At 56.9% G+C, this 16,206-nt stretch carries 13 protein-coding genes and 1 riboswitch; of the genes, 8 read left to right on the top strand and 5 right to left on the bottom strand.

Annotated features, from left to right (window positions below):
- Window positions 1-1,161: a glutathionylspermidine synthase family protein gene (locus QLG21_RS13830; protein ID WP_137903652.1), complete on the top strand. Its 1,161-nt coding sequence runs from the start codon at window positions 1-3 to the stop codon at window positions 1,159-1,161.
- Between the two features lie 78 nt (window positions 1,162-1,239).
- Here the strand turns inward: QLG21_RS13830 and ygiD are convergent, their stop codons facing one another.
- On the bottom strand, window positions 1,240-2,028 hold the full coding sequence (ygiD, locus tag QLG21_RS13825; RefSeq protein WP_137272670.1) for a 4,5-DOPA dioxygenase extradiol: 789 nt from the start codon (window positions 2,026-2,028) through the stop codon (window positions 1,240-1,242).
- Between the two features lie 121 nt (window positions 2,029-2,149).
- Between ygiD and zupT the strand changes: the two genes are divergently transcribed.
- The 5 genes from zupT (at window position 2,150) to QLG21_RS13800 (ending at window position 8,169) form a co-directional block, all read left to right on the top strand.
- Window positions 2,150-2,923: a zinc transporter ZupT gene (gene zupT, locus QLG21_RS13820; protein ID WP_006178577.1), complete on the top strand. Its 774-nt coding sequence runs from the start codon at window positions 2,150-2,152 to the stop codon at window positions 2,921-2,923.
- A 355-nt stretch (window positions 2,924-3,278) separates the two neighbouring features.
- Window positions 3,279-3,839 carry a fimbrial protein gene (locus tag QLG21_RS13815; protein WP_137903654.1) on the top strand — a complete coding sequence of 187 codons (561 nt, stop codon included), beginning with the start codon at window positions 3,279-3,281 and terminating at the stop codon, window positions 3,837-3,839.
- A 74-nt stretch (window positions 3,840-3,913) separates the two neighbouring features.
- Entirely contained in the window at window positions 3,914-6,352 is a 2,439-nt protein-coding gene (locus QLG21_RS13810) for a fimbria/pilus outer membrane usher protein (protein WP_282484644.1), read from the top strand.
- A gap of 10 nt (window positions 6,353-6,362) precedes the next feature.
- Window positions 6,363-7,124, top strand: coding sequence for a molecular chaperone (locus QLG21_RS13805; protein ID WP_282484643.1), 762 nt, complete (start codon window positions 6,363-6,365; stop codon window positions 7,122-7,124).
- A complete protein-coding gene (locus QLG21_RS13800) occupies window positions 7,108-8,169 on the top strand; it encodes a type 1 fimbrial protein (RefSeq protein WP_282484618.1) in 1,062 nt (353 codons plus the stop codon). The genes QLG21_RS13805 and QLG21_RS13800 overlap by 17 nt, the downstream gene beginning before the upstream one ends.
- Window positions 8,170-8,220: 51 nt before the next feature.
- On the opposite strand, the gene ribB is transcribed toward QLG21_RS13800, so the two are convergent.
- Window positions 8,221-8,874, bottom strand: coding sequence for a 3,4-dihydroxy-2-butanone-4-phosphate synthase (gene ribB / locus QLG21_RS13795; protein WP_023309208.1), 654 nt, complete (start codon window positions 8,872-8,874; stop codon window positions 8,221-8,223).
- Window positions 8,875-8,980: 106 nt separating this feature from the next.
- Window positions 8,981-9,131, bottom strand: a riboswitch (FMN riboswitch).
- A 121-nt stretch (window positions 9,132-9,252) separates the two neighbouring features.
- Here ribB and ubiK point away from each other — a divergent pair.
- Window positions 9,253-9,549 carry a ubiquinone biosynthesis accessory factor UbiK gene (gene ubiK, locus QLG21_RS13790; protein WP_042322022.1) on the top strand — a complete coding sequence of 99 codons (297 nt, stop codon included), beginning with the start codon at window positions 9,253-9,255 and terminating at the stop codon, window positions 9,547-9,549.
- Window positions 9,550-9,664: 115 nt separating this feature from the next.
- Here the strand turns inward: ubiK and hldE are convergent, their stop codons facing one another.
- Genes hldE through QLG21_RS13775 form a run of 3 tightly spaced genes read right to left on the bottom strand, consistent with a single transcriptional unit; the run spans window position 9,665 to window position 15,314 of the window.
- Window positions 9,665-11,095: a bifunctional D-glycero-beta-D-manno-heptose-7-phosphate kinase/D-glycero-beta-D-manno-heptose 1-phosphate adenylyltransferase HldE gene (gene hldE / locus QLG21_RS13785; protein WP_282484617.1), complete on the bottom strand. Its 1,431-nt coding sequence runs from the start codon at window positions 11,093-11,095 to the stop codon at window positions 9,665-9,667.
- Between the two features lie 40 nt (window positions 11,096-11,135).
- Window positions 11,136-13,991, bottom strand: a complete 2,856-nt coding sequence (gene glnE, locus QLG21_RS13780; protein WP_282484616.1) for a bifunctional [glutamate--ammonia ligase]-adenylyl-L-tyrosine phosphorylase/[glutamate--ammonia-ligase] adenylyltransferase — start codon at window positions 13,989-13,991, stop codon at window positions 11,136-11,138.
- A 21-nt stretch (window positions 13,992-14,012) separates the two neighbouring features.
- A complete protein-coding gene (locus QLG21_RS13775) occupies window positions 14,013-15,314 on the bottom strand; it encodes an inorganic triphosphatase (protein WP_282484615.1) in 1,302 nt (433 codons plus the stop codon).
- A gap of 237 nt (window positions 15,315-15,551) precedes the next feature.
- Between QLG21_RS13775 and QLG21_RS13770 the strand changes: the two genes are divergently transcribed.
- Window positions 15,552-16,172 carry a TIGR04211 family SH3 domain-containing protein gene (locus tag QLG21_RS13770; RefSeq protein ID WP_042322026.1) on the top strand — a complete coding sequence of 207 codons (621 nt, stop codon included), beginning with the start codon at window positions 15,552-15,554 and terminating at the stop codon, window positions 16,170-16,172.
- Window positions 16,173-16,206 lie beyond the last annotated feature (34 nt).

Here is a 16,206-nt window from a genome sequence, read left to right as displayed (position 1 = left end):
ATGGAAAGAGTCAGTATTATCGAGCGCCCGGACTGGCGCGAAAAAGCCACCGAGTACGGTTTTAACTTCCATACCATGTACGGCGAGCCGTACTGGTGTGAAGATGCCTATTACAAACTCACGCTCGCCCAGGTTGAGAAGCTGGAAGACGTGACCGCAGAGCTGCACCAGATGTGCCTGAAGGTAGTGGAAAAGGTGATAGACAGCGACGAGCTGATGACCAAATTCCGCATTCCAAAGCACACCTGGAGCTTTGTTCGCCAGTCATGGAAAACCAGCCAGCCGTCACTTTACTCGCGCCTCGATCTGGCGTGGGACGGCGTGGGTGAACCCAAGCTATTAGAGAATAACGCCGATACGCCGACCTCCCTGTATGAAGCGGCGTTCTTCCAGTGGATCTGGCTGGAAGATCAGGCTAACGCAGGCAACCTGCCGGAAGGGAGCGATCAGTTCAACAGCCTGCAGGAAAAGCTGATCGCGCGTTTCGCCGAGCTGCGTGAACAGCACGGTTTTAACCTGCTGCACCTCGCCTGCTGTCGCGACACGGAAGAAGATCGGGGAACGGTTCAGTATCTGCAGGACTGCGCCGCAGAAGCCGAAGTCGCAACCGAGTTCCTCTATATGGAAGACATCGGCCTGGGTGAGAAAGGCCAGTTCACCGATCTGCAGGATCAGGTGATCAGCAACCTGTTCAAGCTCTATCCGTGGGAATACATGCTGCGCGAGATGTTCTCCACCAAGCTGGAAGATGCCGGTGTGCGCTGGCTGGAGCCGGCCTGGAAGAGCATTATCTCCAACAAAGCGCTGCTGCCGATGCTGTGGGAGATGTTCCCGGACCACCCTAACCTGCTGGAAGCGTACTTTGCCGAAGACGACCATCCGCCCATGGAGAAATACGTCGTTAAGCCGATTTTCTCCCGCGAAGGGGCGAACGTGTCGATTATCGAAAACGGTAAAACGCTGGAAGCGGTTGAAGGGCCGTATGGCGAAGAGGGAATGATCGTCCAGGCGTTTTATCAGTTGCCGAAGTTTGGCGACAGCTATACGCTAATTGGCAGCTGGCTAATTAACGATCAACCTGCCGGGATTGGCATTCGTGAAGATAAAGCGCTGATCACCCAGGATCTGTCACGGTTCTATCCGCATATCTTTGTGGAGTAAGATCTGCCGGGTGGCGGCTTCGCCTGACCCGGCCTACGGTTTTGTAGGCCCGGTAAGCGTAACGCCACCAGGCTTTTTTCACCCTACCTGGACCGACAGCATACTTATACTGCCCATCTCAATGCCCTCGACCGGGACAGTCACCGGCTCCTCTGCGTCCCATGCGCCTAAGACATACAGCAGCGGCAGGAAGTGCTCTGGCGTCGGGTTAGAGAGCGATCCGCCTTCGTGATCCAGATAGTTGACCAGCGGGTGCTGCTCAACCGGGCCTTGCCAGGTCAGGTTCGCTTTCACATAGTCATTAAAGGATGTTGCCCACGGATACGGCGTGTTCTCACCGTGCCAGCGCGCCGTGCGCAGGTTATGCACCACGTTACCACTGGCGATCAGCATGATGCCTTCATCACGCAACGCCGCAAGCTTACGGCCCACCTCAAGATGCCACGCCGCCGGTTTGGTGCTGTCGATGCTCAGCTGTACCATCGGGATGTCGGCATCCGGGTACATCTTAATCAGCACGCCCCATGAGCCGTGGTCAAAGCCCCAGGCCTCTTTGTCCAGGGCAACAGGAACGGGCGCGAGTAAATTCACCAGCCGCTGTGCCAGCTCAGGCGAGCCGGGTGCCGGATAGTGCGTGTCATACAGCGCCTGCGGGAAACCGCCGAAATCGTGGATCGTTTTGGGGGTTTCCATCGCGGTCACACCGGTGCCCCGGGTGAACCAGTGCGCGGATACCACCACAATGGCTTTCGGGCGCGGCAACGTCTCACCCAGCTGACGCCAGGCGCGTGTATAGACGTTGTCTTCCAGAACGTTCATTGGGCTGCCATGGCCTAAAAACAGTGCTGGCATACGAGGCGAACTCATGGTGTTATCCTTAAAGAATGTGTCATGTTGATGGCTCTACATTACGCGTAATGCAGGTAAGATGAACCCAGATAACCATGATGATCATCATCAGGAAATTTGAATATAAGGAGAGAGAGGGATGTCAGTGCCTTTGATTCTGACCCTACTTGCGGGCGCGGCCACCTTCATTGGCGCGTTTCTCGGCGTACTCGGCCAGAAGCCGTCCAACCGCGTGCTGGCCTTTTCGCTCGGCTTCGCCGCCGGGATCATGCTACTCATCTCCCTGATGGAAATGTTACCCGCAGCGCTGGCCACTCAGGGCATGTCACCGGTGCTGGGTTACGGCATGTTCGTCTTTGGCCTGCTGGGGTACTTTGCGCTCGACCGCCTGTTACCCCATGCACACCCCCAGGATTTGATGGAGAAACAGGCCGGGCCACAGCCGCGCACGATCAAACGCACCGCGATTCTGCTGACGCTGGGTATCAGCCTGCATAACTTCCCGGAAGGCGTTGCCACCTATGTGACTGCCAGCAACAACCTCGAACTGGGGTTCGGCATCGCGCTGGCGGTGGCTTTACACAATATTCCTGAAGGACTTGCCGTTGCCGGGCCGGTTTATGCGGCGACGGGGTCAAAACGCAAGGCCGTATTCTGGGCGGGTATCTCCGGCCTGGCCGAAATTCTCGGCGGCGTGCTGGCGTGGCTGATTCTGGGAAGCCTTATTTCACCCGTGGTGATGGCCGCGATTATGGCGGCAGTGGCCGGAATCATGGTGGCGCTCTCTGTCGATGAACTTATGCCACTGGCAAAAGAGATCGACCCTAATAACAATCCCAGTTACGGCGTGCTGTGCGGGATGTCGGTGATGGGGTTAAGCCTGGTGCTGCTCCAGGCGGCGGGGATTGGCTAAGCTGACAGGGCCTTCCTATGGAGGCCCTTGCGTTTTATGAATACGTGCGGCGCTCTAAATATGCAATAGAAATTAATTAAACGAAAAAATATACTCTCTTTGTTTTATTTTATCTAAAGTCAATATTTAAACTGGATATTATTATTCTCAATAAATTAATTGAAATTTGCGCAAAGAAAAAGACAAACCCTCCAAAAATCAAGCATCACAATCACTCAAGATAATACATTTAACGCCGCTACATTAATATTTAAGTTTGATTAATCGCATCCCCCCCTCCCACACCGTTATACTTTTACCGAAGTTTACTGAAATAACATTCAGACGATGAATTAATTTGAAAAAGGATATTTTCATGCACTTAGCTAAAAAAGCGCTGTTAGCGATTTCCATGGCAACCATCATCTCCGGCTCAGCCTTTGCGAGTGAGCAGGGTTCCGGGAAAATCAAATTTAAAGGCGTGGTGATCAATGCGCCTTGCAGCATTGCGCCAGACAGCGTTGATAAAGAAGTTGATCTGGGTGAAGTGACCACCGCAACGATCAATGCCAACAGAAAATCAGCACCGGTTGCAGTCGATATCAACCTGCAGAACTGCCAGCTGGATAACCCAGGCGATGAGACGGACACGCCAATCACGAAAGTGGACGTCACATTCACCAGTACCGCAACCAACGCGGCAGACACCAGCCTGATGTCAAACACCTATGCCGATGGCGCGCAGAACGTTGGCGTACGTCTGCTGGATAATGCCGAAACCAAGATCACGCTGGGCTCAGCAAAGGAAGTTGCTCTGCAGTCAGGTTCAGACACTCAGGTGCTGCACTTTAAAGCGCAGATGGAAGTTCCTACCGGTGCAACTGCAACAGCCGGTCAGGTTGAAGCGACTGCCAACTACGTCCTGCAGTACAAATAATACGCCAGCATCACCGTTTAACCGGCTGATGAATTTTATCAGTCGGTATTTTTATTCTCTCGAGTAACAGGATGATGAACAATAAATCACAATGGATAATCATCATTACTGCCCTGTTAATGACGAAAGTCGCCTCTGGCACCGAATTTAATATCAACGCCATCGATAAAGATCTCCGAAGCGGCATTGACCTGTCCCGTTTTAAAGATGAAACATCCGTCACGCCCGGCCGCTATTTTGTTAGCGTTTCTATTAATGATATTCCACTGACAAATGGCTGGCAGCTAACCTGGAAAGAGGTCAATGATACCGCTCAGGTATGTATTCCTTCAGAACTTGCTGATACCTTTGGTTTGCAGGATAAATTACGCCAGAAACTCCCGGTCAACGAGGGTTGCGTGGATTTTAGCACGCTTCCGGATATTACCTTCACCTTCGAACAGGCAACCCAGACCTTAAAAGTCACGGTTCCGCAAGCGTGGCTTCAGTATCGTTCCACCGACTGGATGCCCCCGTCGACCTGGGATAACGGCGTCGCGGGCGTCCTGCTGGATTACAATCTGTTTGCCAGCCACTATCAGCCCAACAGCGGCAGCAGCACGGATAACGCCAACGCCTATGGCACGGCAGGCGCGAACCTGGGCGCGTGGCGATTGCGCAGTGACTTCCAGTATAACCAGACGCATACCGACGGAGGTTCAGAGCACGACGGGCGCTTCTCACGCGTGTATATGTTCCGCCCGCTGCCCGCCTTAGGGGCGAAGCTCACGCTCGGTGAGACCGATTTCCAGTCCGCCATATTTGATGCCTTCACCTACATCGGTGCGTCGCTAATCAGTGATGAACGCATGCTGCCATGGTCGCTTCGCGGCTACGCGCCGCAAATTTCCGGCATCGCGCAGACCAACGCCACGGTGACGGTCTCGCTGTCGGATCGTGTGATCTATCAGGCCAAAGTGCCGCCCGGACCCTTTGTCATTCAGGATTTGAATCAGTCCGTTCAGGGCACGCTGGACGTTAAAATTACTGAAGAAGACGGGCGCGTCAGCACCTTTCAGGTTTCCGCGGCGTCGGTCCCGTTCCTGACGCGTAAAGGCCAGATCCGCTACAAGCTTGCAGCGGGTAAAGCCCGTGAAGATGCCTCACACAGCGTCGAGGACAGTGCGTTTATGAGCGGAGAGTTCTCCTGGGGGGTGCTTTCGCAAACGTCGCTGTACGGCGGAACCCTCGCGGACGGCGATCGCTACCGTTCCGTTGCGGCAGGCATCGGGCAAAACCTGGATATCCTGGGCGCCATTTCCTTCGACGTCACCCAGGCAACCAGCCAGCTGCCCGATCAACGCAGCCAGACGGGGTACAGCTATCGCTTTAACTACAGCAAGCGGTTCGATACCACGGGTAGCCAGCTTACGCTCGCCAGCTATCGTTATTCCGATCCGCAGTTTCTGAGCTACGCGCGCTTCCTTGAGCGTGAAGACGATGACAACCAGACCGAAAAGCAGACCCTGAGCGTGACGGCAAGCCAGTACATTCCGGCGTTGTCGCTCAACGTGTATCTGAGCATGTTGCGCCAGACCTGGTGGGACGACTCGCCGTCCACCACCGGCAGCATCACGGCAGGTTATAACTTTGACCTCGGTCGCTGGAAAAACTTGGGGGTAACCGTCTCGTTAAGCAAAACGCATTACGAGGATCAAAAAGACGATAACCAGTTTTATCTCTCCCTCAGCGTTCCGCTGGATAACGACCATCGTCTGACCTACGACCTGCGCAACAGCGACAACCTGAGCCAGAACGTCTCCTGGTACGACACCTCGGATCGGGATAACACCTGGGGCGTGTCCGCCGGTACGGAAAGCGAAAAAACGGATGCGGGCGCGCAGTTTAGCGGTAACTACCAGCACTACTCCTCGCTTGGCGATCTCAACGTGTCCGGAAGCTACAAGGCGAATGAGTATAACTCTCTCAGCGCCAGCTGGAACGGCTCCGTAACCGGCACGGCGAAAGGCGTCGCTCTGCATCGTCGCAGCTACGGCAATGAACCCCGGGTGATGGTGAGCACAGACGGTATTGGCAACATTCCGCTGAATATGTCCCGGGATGAAACCAACGCGTTCGGCATAGGCGTATTACCGTCCTTCTCCAGCTACTCGCCGTCTAACGTGCAGGTCAACATGAATAACCTGCCGGACGGGATCGATGTGGACAATCGGGTCACCACCTCGACATGGACAGAAGGGGCCATAGGCTATCGCCAGATAGCCACCCGTGCGGGGAGCGATGTCGTCGGGGTCCTGCGCACCGCGTCCGGCGTTCCCCCTCTCGGCGCGCAGGTTCTCCTGCAGGAGAGTGGCCAGGAAGTGGGCATTGTGGCCGATGAAGGACACATCTGGCTCGGGGCCGTTAAACCTGAACAACAGTTCCTGGTGACCTGGGGGGACAACAATCAGTGTCGCTTCTCGTTGCCGTCACACCTTGAAAACAGTAAGCAGCTGATGCTGCCATGCCGGTAAGAAACCCATGATGAAATATTCACCCTTAAAGCTTCTGTGCCTGATGCTCATCGGCACCACCTTAACGACCCACGCCGCGATCAACCTGGATCGCACCCGGATTGTGTTTCCACAGAGCGACAAAGCCAGCAGCCTGAAGGTCGATAATCAGAGCAAATCTCTGCCGTATCTCGCGCTCTCCTGGATTGAAGACGAGAACGGGCGCAAGGAAGACAGCCATTTTATGGCTCTCCCGCCCATCCAGCGTATTGAAACAGGCGCATCGTCACAGGTGCGGATCGTCAGGCAGGCGGGCGTCAGCCAGCTTCCTGGCGATCGCGAGTCGCTGTTTTACTTCAACCTGCGCGAAGTCCCGCCGAAAAGCAGCAACGCCAGCGAGGAGCGCAGCGTGATGCAGGTTGCCATGCAAAGCCGCATCAAGCTGTTCTGGCGTCCTAAAGCCATCACCAAAAAAGCGGGCGAGAAGAGTGAAATGTACATGGAGGTCACGGCGACCGCTAAAGGGCTTACCTTCCATAACCCGACGCCTTACTACATTACGCTGGCCTGGCTCAGTAAAGATGCAAAAACCATGCTGCCGGGTTTTGACAGCCTGATGATTGCGCCGTTTGCCACCGCTTCCGCCTCCACCGGCAGTTACCACGGCAGCTACTACAGCATCGGTTACATTGATGATTACGGCGCGCTGCGCAAGGTAGACGCCAGATGCGCGGGTGCGGCGGCGTGTAAGCTCAGCGAGCGCAAGGTAGAGAGCGATGAAAAGACTCGCTAAGCTTCTGTTTTTAAGCCTGCTGCTGTTCGTCCCGCTTAAGGAGGCGCTGGCGCTGAACTGCTATCTGGGCACGGCCAACGGCCAGGTTGAGCAGACGAAAACCATCGCGCCGTTCTCCATACCGAGCAACGCACAGCCGGGGCAAAAAATATGGGAATCTGACGATATTAAAATACCGGTGTACTGCGATCGCAACACCGCGTCGAACCATGCAAACGAAGACGTTTACGCGTGGGTGAACCCCTACTTATCCAGCGAGGATCCTTATTACCAACTGGGGGTAACCTACGAGGGCGCGGACTATGACGCAGCCGGGCAGCCAACCGGAATTGACACCCATCAGTGTCTGGATAACAACAGCCTGAACACCTATACCCCCGCGCAGCTGCATGACATGGGCTGGGAGCATTACATCTGTTCCGGCAATGTTAACGACATACACACCAGCCGCTATTTCATCGCGCGTTTTCGCCTGTACGTGAAAATCAAAACCATGCCGCCGCACGGCTACGTCAGCTCGCTCGGGGATTACATACTGGTGCAGTTCGACGGTAAGGGGGGCGTGAACACGCTGTCTGATGCGAAGAACCTGAAATATCACGTGAATGGTCTGAATAACATCAACGTTCTGGACTGCGGGGCAACGTTTAGCATCTTCCCGGAAAACCAGGAGATCGACTTTGGCTCCTTCAGCGCCCGCGACATCGTCAATCAGGGTACCCGTAACCGGACGTTTACCGTTAAAACCACCAAAGTGCAGGACGCCCAGTGCTCGGACGGCTTCAAGATGGACTCGTCGTTTTACACCGACGGGTCCCTCAGCAATAACGATACCGCGCTGCTGATCGGCAACGGGCTTAAGCTGCGGATCCTGGATGGCACCCGGCCGTTTACCTTCAACCAGTATAATGAGTACGCCGATTTTACGGGCAGCACGTTGCAGTATGAGCAGACCTATACCGCTGAGCTTTCGCCCGTTGCGGGAAAAGCCATTGACTCTGGCCCCTTTGAAACCATCGTGCTGTTTAAAATTAACTACCACTAGAAACAAAAAAAGCCGGGGGTCGCCCGGCTTTTATCGTTACGTTTGCGCCTTTCAGCTGGCTTTGCGCTCATGCGCCTGGCGGTATTCAACCAGATCTTCGATGGTCACCACCGGCATGTTATGCAGACGGGCAAAGGTGATGCACTCTGGCGCACGCGCCATGGTGCCATCATCGTTGGTCAGCTCGCACAGCACGCCTGCAGGTTTGAAGCCTGCCAGGGTCACCAGGTCGATGGTGGCTTCGGTATGGCCGCCGCGGGTCAATACGCCGCCCGCCTGCGCGCGCAGAGGGAAGACGTGGCCTGGGCGATGCAGATCGGATGGCTTCGCACCATCGGCAATCGCAGCACGCACGGTGGTCAGACGGTCAGCCGCTGAGACACCGGTAGTCACGCCGTGCGCCGCTTCGATGGTCACGGTAAAGCCGGTTCCAAAGGCGCTGGTGTTGTTTTCAACCATCATTGGCAGGTCGAGCTGCTTGCGACGGTCTTCGTTAATGCACAGGCAGACGATGCCGCTACCGTGACGGATGGTGAGTGCCATCTGCTCTACGGTCATATTTTCAGCGGCAAAAATCATGTCGCCTTCGTTTTCACGGTTTTCATCGTCAAGCACCATCACACCGCGGCCTTCGCGCAGTGCATCCAGTGCATGTTCAACACGTTGAGTTGAAGTGCCAAAAGAGGAAAGTAGCGTCTGATTCATGGTAAAAAAACCTCATTAACTATATGGTTACCAGAATCAGGGCAGTCTTAGGAGCGCCGTATACGCGGCAAAAAGATAACGTGAGCGGGCCTTTGCCCGACTGGATCGTTACTCTCTCCCATCCGGACTCTAACCGTCGGCCCCGGAATTACACCGGATCTGCTGACCTTTGAGTGTTCACCCAAAGCGCTCGCGGGCTTTCAGCATGACGCTGATTTACCGCCGGTGGGGAATTTCGCCCCGCCCTGAGAATAAGCGAGATAACTATAACGCTATTGATTAACCTGGGCAATGCATAAGCTTCAAACAAATCTTGTTTATGCCCGGCACTTACAGGCTACAATGGTTTCTGAGACCGTTTTACCAAGGGAAGCCACAATGATTGACCCGAAGAAAATTGAGCAAATTGCGCGTCAGGTTCATGAGTCCATGCCGAAGGGCATTCGTGAGTTTGGTGATGACGTTGAGAAGAAAATCCGCCAGACGCTGCAGGCGCAGTTGGTCCGCCTTGATTTAGTCAGCCGCGAAGAGTTTGACGTGCAAACGCAGGTTCTGCTGCGCACCCGCGAAAAGCTGGCGCTGCTGGAGCAACGTCTGAACGAGCTGGAAAACCGCAACGCGCCGGAAGAAGTGAAACCGGCACCGGCTATTCCGCCGGTGGACGATCAGGCGTAATTGCGGCCTGTTGTGCCCGGTAGCGGCTGCGCCTTATCGGGCCTGGATGAACGCGTAGGTCGGGTAAGGCGCAGCCGCCACCCGCCATAAAAAAACGGGCCATTTGGCCCGTTTTTTACTGACTGTCTTTCTGGATCTTCTTAATGATGTTGGTGGTTGAACACCCGTCCTCAAAGTTGAGCACCATCACCTCGCCGCCGTTGGCCCAGACCTCTTCGCTCCCCGCGATTTGCTCTGGCTTGTAATCGCCGCCCTTCACCAGCAGATCCGGCAAAATACCTGCAATCAGGCGCTGCGGCGTGTCTTCCTCAAACGACACCACCCAGTCCACCGCTTCCAGCGCGCCGAGCACGATCATGCGCTGCTCCAGCGGGTTCACCGGGCGCGTTTCGCCTTTCAGACGTTTGGTGGACGCATCGTTGTTCACCGCCACAATCAGGCGATCGCCGAGCTTACGCGCATTCGCCAGATACGAGACGTGGCCCGCGTGCAGAATGTCAAACACGCCGTTGGTCATCACCACTTTTTCACCGCGCTTACGCGCCGCGGCAACGGCCACCTTCAGCTCGTCTTCGGTCATCACCCCAAAACCGGTGTCGGCACGGCCACGCACAGCGTTTTCGAGCTCGATTGGCGACACGGTAGAGGTGCCGAGTTTACCCACCACCACGCCCGCTGCCGCGTTAGCAAAGTAGCAGGCCTCTTCCAGGGAGTTCCCCGCCGCCAGCGTTGCCGCCAGCACGCCGATCACCGTATCACCGGCACCGGTCACGTCGTACACTTCCTGCGCCTGCGTCGGCATGTGCAGCGGCGCTTTGCCCGGCTGCAGCAGCGTCATGCCCTGCTCGGAACGGGTCACTAACAGCGCGGACAGCTCGAAATCGGCGATGATTTTCATGCCGCGCTCAACCAGCTCTTCTTCGGTTTTGCACTTGCCCGCCACCGCTTCAAACTCAGAGAGGTTTGGCGTCAGCAGCGTTGCGCCGCGATAGCGTTCAAAGTCGGTGCCTTTCGGGTCGATCAGCACCGGCACGCTGGCTTTACGCGCCAGCTGGATCATGGTCTGCACGCTTGCCAGCGCGCCTTTGGCGTAGTCGGACAGCACCAGCGCGCCGATATTGCCCAGCGCCTGGTTGATGCGCTCGTGCAGCGGCTCGGGATCAACGCCCTCGAAACCTTCTTCAAAGTCGAGGCGAATCAGCTGCTGGTTGCGCGACAGCACGCGCAGCTTGGTGATCGTCGGGTGGGTGGGAACAGAAACAAAGTCGCACTTCACGTTCACGTCCGCCAGCGACTTGCTCAGCGCACGCGCCGCATCGTCGATGCCGGTTAAGCCAACCAGACGCGACTGCGCGCCCAGAGAGGCAATGTTCATCGCCACGTTTGCCGCGCCGCCGGGGCGCTCTTCAATGGTGTCGACCTTTACCACCGGAACGGGCGCTTCCGGGGAGATGCGGCTGGTCGGCCCATACCAGTAGCGATCCAGCATCACATCGCCGACAACCATAACCCCAGCACGTTCAAACTCTGGCAGTGTTACTTTCATTCCTGACTCCAGAAAGATTCACAATTTGCGCGCGATAATATCACACTTGCTTTGTTACGCACGGTTCCACCAGCCACTTCTGCCAGCTGGCGGTCACCTGCGCCCGCTCGTCGACGAACTGGTCGAGCGCCACATGGCCCGGCTGCTCCTGCAGCGCCAGGTGATGCAGGGCATCCCTCAGCGTGGTGTAGGCCCGGGTCAGCGCCTGCGCCTCCTGCTCATCCATAATCTCATTCTGCGCAAGCAGTTCCAGGATGCGCACGTTATCGGACCAGCGCGTCAGCTTTGGCTTCGCGTGGGCGTGCAGTAGCACCAGATACTGGGTAATAAACTCAATATCGGTAATTCCGCCCTCATCAGCTTTGATATCAAAGCGATCGCGGTGTTTATTACCAAGATGCGCACGCATTTTTTCGCGCATCTCCCGCACCTCGGTCTGCAGCGTGCTGCCGTCGCGTAAGGTGGTCATGACCTCCTTGCGGATGAGATCAAACTGCGTTTTTAACTGCGGATCGCCATAGACCACGCGGGCGCGCACCAGCGCCTGATGTTCCCACGTCCAGGCCTCGTTTTTCTGATAATCGGCAAAGGCGTCCGTGGAGGTAACCAACATGCCCGCCGCGCCGGACGGGCGCAGGCGCGCATCCACCTCGTACAAAATGCCCGACGAGGTGCGCGTGCTGAACAGGTGCATAATGCGCTGCGCCAGTCGTAGGTAAAACTGACGCCCGTCGATTTCACGCTCGCCGTCGGTCATGACGTCCACCGGGCAATCGTGCAGGAAGATCAGATCAAGATCGGAGCTGTAGCCCAGCTCCCAGCCGCCGAGCTTGCCATAGCCGACCACCGCAAAGCCGCGCCCTTCACGCTCGGCCAGATGTTTCGGCTGGCCGTAGCGTGCCACCATCTGGACCCAGGCCTGATGCACGACAGCATCAATCATCGCTTCCGCCAGCCAGGTTAAGTGATCGCTGACTTTCATTACCGGCAGCGTTCCGGCGATATCGGCCGCCGCCACACGCAGCATCTGCGCCTGCTTAAACTGACGCAGCGCCTCCAGCTGCTGCTCTTCATCCTCTTCCGGCACGCGCAGCAGATACTGGCGCAGTTCGTCGCGGTAGGCGTCCGTTGCCGTGGGCTGGTAAAGGGTGTTGGGATCGAGCAGTTCGTCCAGCAGCAGCGGATAACGCGCCAGCTTGTTGGCGACCATCGGCGACGCGGCGCAGAGCGAAATCAGATGCTTGAGCGCGCCGGGGAATTCGCTCAGCAGTTCAAGATAGGTGGTGCGGGTGATGATCCCGCTCAGGAGCGGCATCATTCGCGACAGCGGCACCGGGGCATCCGCGCGTGCACAGACGTCGCTTAGCAGATGAGGCATCAGGTGATCCAGCACCTGGCGACCGCGCGGGCCAATGGCGCGCTTGTTCAGTTCGAGACGGAAATCGGCAATTAACGCCACCACGCGGTGTCGGTCGTCATCGCTTAAATGCGCCAGCACCGGCGTGGTGTCATCTTCCTGGAGGGCATCCTGCCACAGCTCGCGCCAGTGTTCGGACAGTGCATCGTCCTGCGACTCCCCTTCGTCGTCGCCAATCAGATCGTTAAAGATCCGGCGCACGCCTGCCATGTGGGCATCCAGCCTCTCGGTGAGCGCCGCCCAGCCTTCCATGCGCATTCCCCAGGCGAGCCGCGCCCGGTTAAGGTCATCCCCCGGCAGGGTCTGGGTTTGTTCGTCGTTTATGCTTTGCAGCAGGTTTTCCAGCCGACGCAGGAACAGGTAGGCCTCGCGCAGCGTTTGCGCGTCGCCCTCCGGCAGCAGGTGAAGCTGTTCGATGGCGTTCAGCGTCGGTAGCAGCGAGCGGGATTGCAGCGACGGCTCACGACCACCGCGGATAAGCTGGAAGACCTGAACGATAAATTCGATTTCACGAATGCCGCCCGCCCCGAGCTTGATGTTGTCTTTCAGGCCACGGCGGCGCACTTCGCGGGCGATCATCCCCTTCATGTTACGCAGGGACTGGATCACGCTGAAGTCGATGTAGCGGCGGAACACGAACGGGCGCAGCATGGCACGCAGTTCGTTGGCATAGGCATCGTCGCTGTCGCCCATGATCCGCGCCTTCACCATCGCGTAGCGCTCCCAGTCGCGCCCCTGTTCCTGATAGTAATCTTCCAGCGCGGCAAAGCTCAGCACCAGCGGGCCGCTGTCGCCGAACGGCCGCAGACGCATATCAACGCGATAGACAAAGCCATCCTGGGTGGGCTGGTCCAGCGCCTTAATCAGCCGCTGGCCAAGGCGGGTAAAGAACTGGGCGTTATCCAGCTCGCGCCGCCCGCCGCGCGTGGCCCCATTCTCAGGCCAGGCAAAGATCAGATCGATATCCGAGGAGAAGTTCAGCTCGCATCCGCCAAGCTTCCCCATCCCCAGAATCAACAGCGGCTGAGGAACCCCTTCCTCGTTGCACGGCGTGCCCCACTCTTTACAGCATGCGGCATACAGCCAGTCGCGTGCGGCAACAATCAGCGTTTGCGCCAGCTCGCTGAGCTGCTGCAACGTACTCTCTTCGCTGACCAGCTCCAGCGCCTGGGCCCAGGCAATGCGCACCATCACCCGGCGGCGGAACTGACGCAGAACGCGCATTAACGTGGCTTCATCCGCTACGTCTGCAAGCGCGGCCTGCAGCCAGCTGGCGTACTGCCGCCACTCTTCCGCCTGCGGAGGCGCGCTTTCCAGCGCCGCCAGCCAGCCCGGATTCGCCGCGACACTCTCCTGCACAAAATCACTGAAGGTAAGCACGCACTTCGCCTGCTCACTTAGGGATGACGGCGGTAATGACTCAGGCAGACGTTCGCAAACAATCTGCCACTGCTGCTGTAACTGCGAAGAAAGCGGCATGATGGGGGTTCCTTGCCAGAATTAACGTTTTCCGCTGTGCAGCCAGAACGGCTCCTGCGAAATGGCCTCGTTGCGGAAATGCTCAATCTCGACCTGCTGGCGGTTTTCGATGGCTTGCTTCAGCCCCTGCCAGTTCTCCATCCAGGCCTGCGCTTTCACGCCGTCATAGGCACCGGACAGCAGCAACATGCTGTCGATATTACGCGCCAGACGCGGAAGCTGATCGCCATACTGGTCGCCCAGCGGGTAGGCAAACGTGGTTCTCAGCTCAGCGGCATGCCGCGAAAGATGAATATCCGCAAAGCGCTTAAAGTTATCCGCGATTTTGGTCTGCGCTTTTGCATCGAGGAAAGTCCGCCAGCCGCGCGTTACCAGAAACTCAGTGAGCGCCAGTTTGGCCGAGGCGGCCTGTGGGCTATAGAGCGCCGTTTGTGCCGACACATCGGAGAGCATAAGCGCTTCGGTTTGGGTAAGCAGATCACGTAAGTGAGCGCTTGCTTTACGCGGTACGATACCGCCGAACAGCGCCAGCGTATGACGCACCAGGCCAATAGCCGCCATGACGTGGGTTTTCGCGTTTTTGACATTTCGCGCCCACAGCTCTTCGTGGTACAGCCACTGGGAGAGCGCCAGTTCCAGCGCCGCTTCCATGCCCTGTTCGATGCTGGCTTTCGGCACAACGCGTAAAATCGGCGTCTCTTTCACCGTACGTGGCGCATTCCCGGCCGCCAGATGATAACCGCGTGCGGCCTTGCTCAGGCTGCCCTGACGCAAGCCGGACTGGTTCACCAGCTTACGCGCCAGCTTCAGCACGTCGTTCGCGTCACCTTCCAGCAGCTCAAGCTCCAGTTCGCAGAGTGGCTCCTGCCATTCGCCCGCCTTCACGTCGCCCAGATCGAGGGCAATCTCTATGCGGCTTTTGCCTTCCGTCACCTGCCATTTTTCGCGCCGGAAATCGGTGCTGAACAGCGGCTGCACCTGCGCCGCTAACGTTGCCGGCAGCTCGCCCTCTGGCCATACATCGGCCGGGAAACGCGCCAGTTCAAGTTCCGGCTTGCTGATATCAATATTGTATTCCGGGCGCTGGTGTAACCCGCCGACCACGCGGCCAGCGGTTTTCATCGTCATTTCATAGCGCCCGCCTGCTCCCCGGATGCGCAGCCCCATGTCGTGCTGGCGCAGCCAGTTGTCCGGCGTTTCGTAATAGATGTTAAGCAGCTGTACCGGTTCATGGTGCTCGCCGGAAAGCGTGTGCAGATGCTGACGAAGCGCGTCAACGCTGTCTTTTTCGACGATAAACTTTAATTCGATTTCTTGTGCCATAGCCTTGTACTTTTGCGTGCGTCACAGACGCGTCAATGAAGGCGAACTTCCTCGCCATTTGTTTGTCAGTACATAGTATTTTGCGCCAAATTGCCATGCAATGAGCAATTTGACGGGCGTAAAAGTTTAAAGCAGTAGAAATCAGGACACAGATGATTCCGATTGATGATGAATCCTTTGCGTAGAGACACTGATGCCACTACTATCGTTCCACTATTTATGAATATAACGACTGATATGCTTAAATTGCGCCTGATTGGACTTACTTTACTCGCTTTTAGCGCCGCAACCGCGGTACACGCTGAAGAAAAGCGTTACGTTTCTGATGAACTCAACACCTGGGTACGCAGTGGCCCCGGAGACAATTATCGCCTCGTGGGCACGGTGAATGCCGGCGAGGAAGTGGTTCTGTTACAAACCAATGCGGATACCAACTATGGCCAGGTTCGCGACAGCACCGGCCGCACCTCGTGGATCCCGCTGAAAGAGCTGAGCAACGTGCCAAGCCTGCGCACGCGCGTGCCGGACCTGGAAAACCAGGTGAAAACCTTGACCGATAAGCTGAACAACATCGACAGTACCTGGAACCAGCGTACCGCAGAGATGCAGCAGAAAGTCGCGCAGAGCGACAGCGTGATCAGCGGGCTCAAGGACGAAAACCAGAAACTGAAAAACGAGCTGATTGTCGCGCAGAAGAAAGTGAACGCCGCCAATCTGCAGCTTGACGACAAACAGCGCACCATCATCATGCAGTGGTTTATGTATGGCGGCGGCGTGCTGGGCGTGGGTCTGGTGCTGGGTCTGGTGCTTCCAATGCTGATCCCAAGCCGCAAGCGCAAAGACCGCTGGATGAACTAACTCGTCTTCTCTGCCACACTTACGTATTATCTTG

This window comes from Enterobacter sp. V87_3 (assembly GCF_029967835.1).
Taxonomy (GTDB): Bacteria; Pseudomonadota; Gammaproteobacteria; order Enterobacterales; family Enterobacteriaceae; genus Enterobacter; species Enterobacter cancerogenus.
Note: the sequence above shows the minus strand (reverse complement) of the source record. Positions and strands in the feature narration are given on the sequence as shown.

Coding starts and splice junctions, on each gene's coding strand:
- QLG21_RS13810 (WP_282484644.1), top strand. CDS start 3,914: ATGAACAATAAATCACAATGGATAATCATCATTACTGCCCTGTTAATG.
- hldE (WP_282484617.1), bottom strand. CDS start 11,095: ATGAAAGTAACACTGCCAGAGTTTGAACGTGCTGGGGTTATGGTTGTC.
- zupT (WP_006178577.1), top strand. CDS start 2,150: ATGTCAGTGCCTTTGATTCTGACCCTACTTGCGGGCGCGGCCACCTTC.
- QLG21_RS13815 (WP_137903654.1), top strand. CDS start 3,279: ATGCACTTAGCTAAAAAAGCGCTGTTAGCGATTTCCATGGCAACCATC.
- ygiD (WP_137272670.1), bottom strand. CDS start 2,028: ATGAGTTCGCCTCGTATGCCAGCACTGTTTTTAGGCCATGGCAGCCCA.
- QLG21_RS13775 (WP_282484615.1), bottom strand. CDS start 15,314: ATGGCACAAGAAATCGAATTAAAGTTTATCGTCGAAAAAGACAGCGTT.
- QLG21_RS13770 (WP_042322026.1), top strand. CDS start 15,552: ATGCTTAAATTGCGCCTGATTGGACTTACTTTACTCGCTTTTAGCGCC.
- QLG21_RS13805 (WP_282484643.1), top strand. CDS start 6,363: ATGAAATATTCACCCTTAAAGCTTCTGTGCCTGATGCTCATCGGCACC.
- QLG21_RS13830 (WP_137903652.1), top strand. CDS start 1: ATGGAAAGAGTCAGTATTATCGAGCGCCCGGACTGGCGCGAAAAAGCC.
- ribB (WP_023309208.1), bottom strand. CDS start 8,874: ATGAATCAGACGCTACTTTCCTCTTTTGGCACTTCAACTCAACGTGTT.
- ubiK (WP_042322022.1), top strand. CDS start 9,253: ATGATTGACCCGAAGAAAATTGAGCAAATTGCGCGTCAGGTTCATGAG.
- QLG21_RS13800 (WP_282484618.1), top strand. CDS start 7,108: ATGAAAAGACTCGCTAAGCTTCTGTTTTTAAGCCTGCTGCTGTTCGTC.
- glnE (WP_282484616.1), bottom strand. CDS start 13,991: ATGCCGCTTTCTTCGCAGTTACAGCAGCAGTGGCAGATTGTTTGCGAA.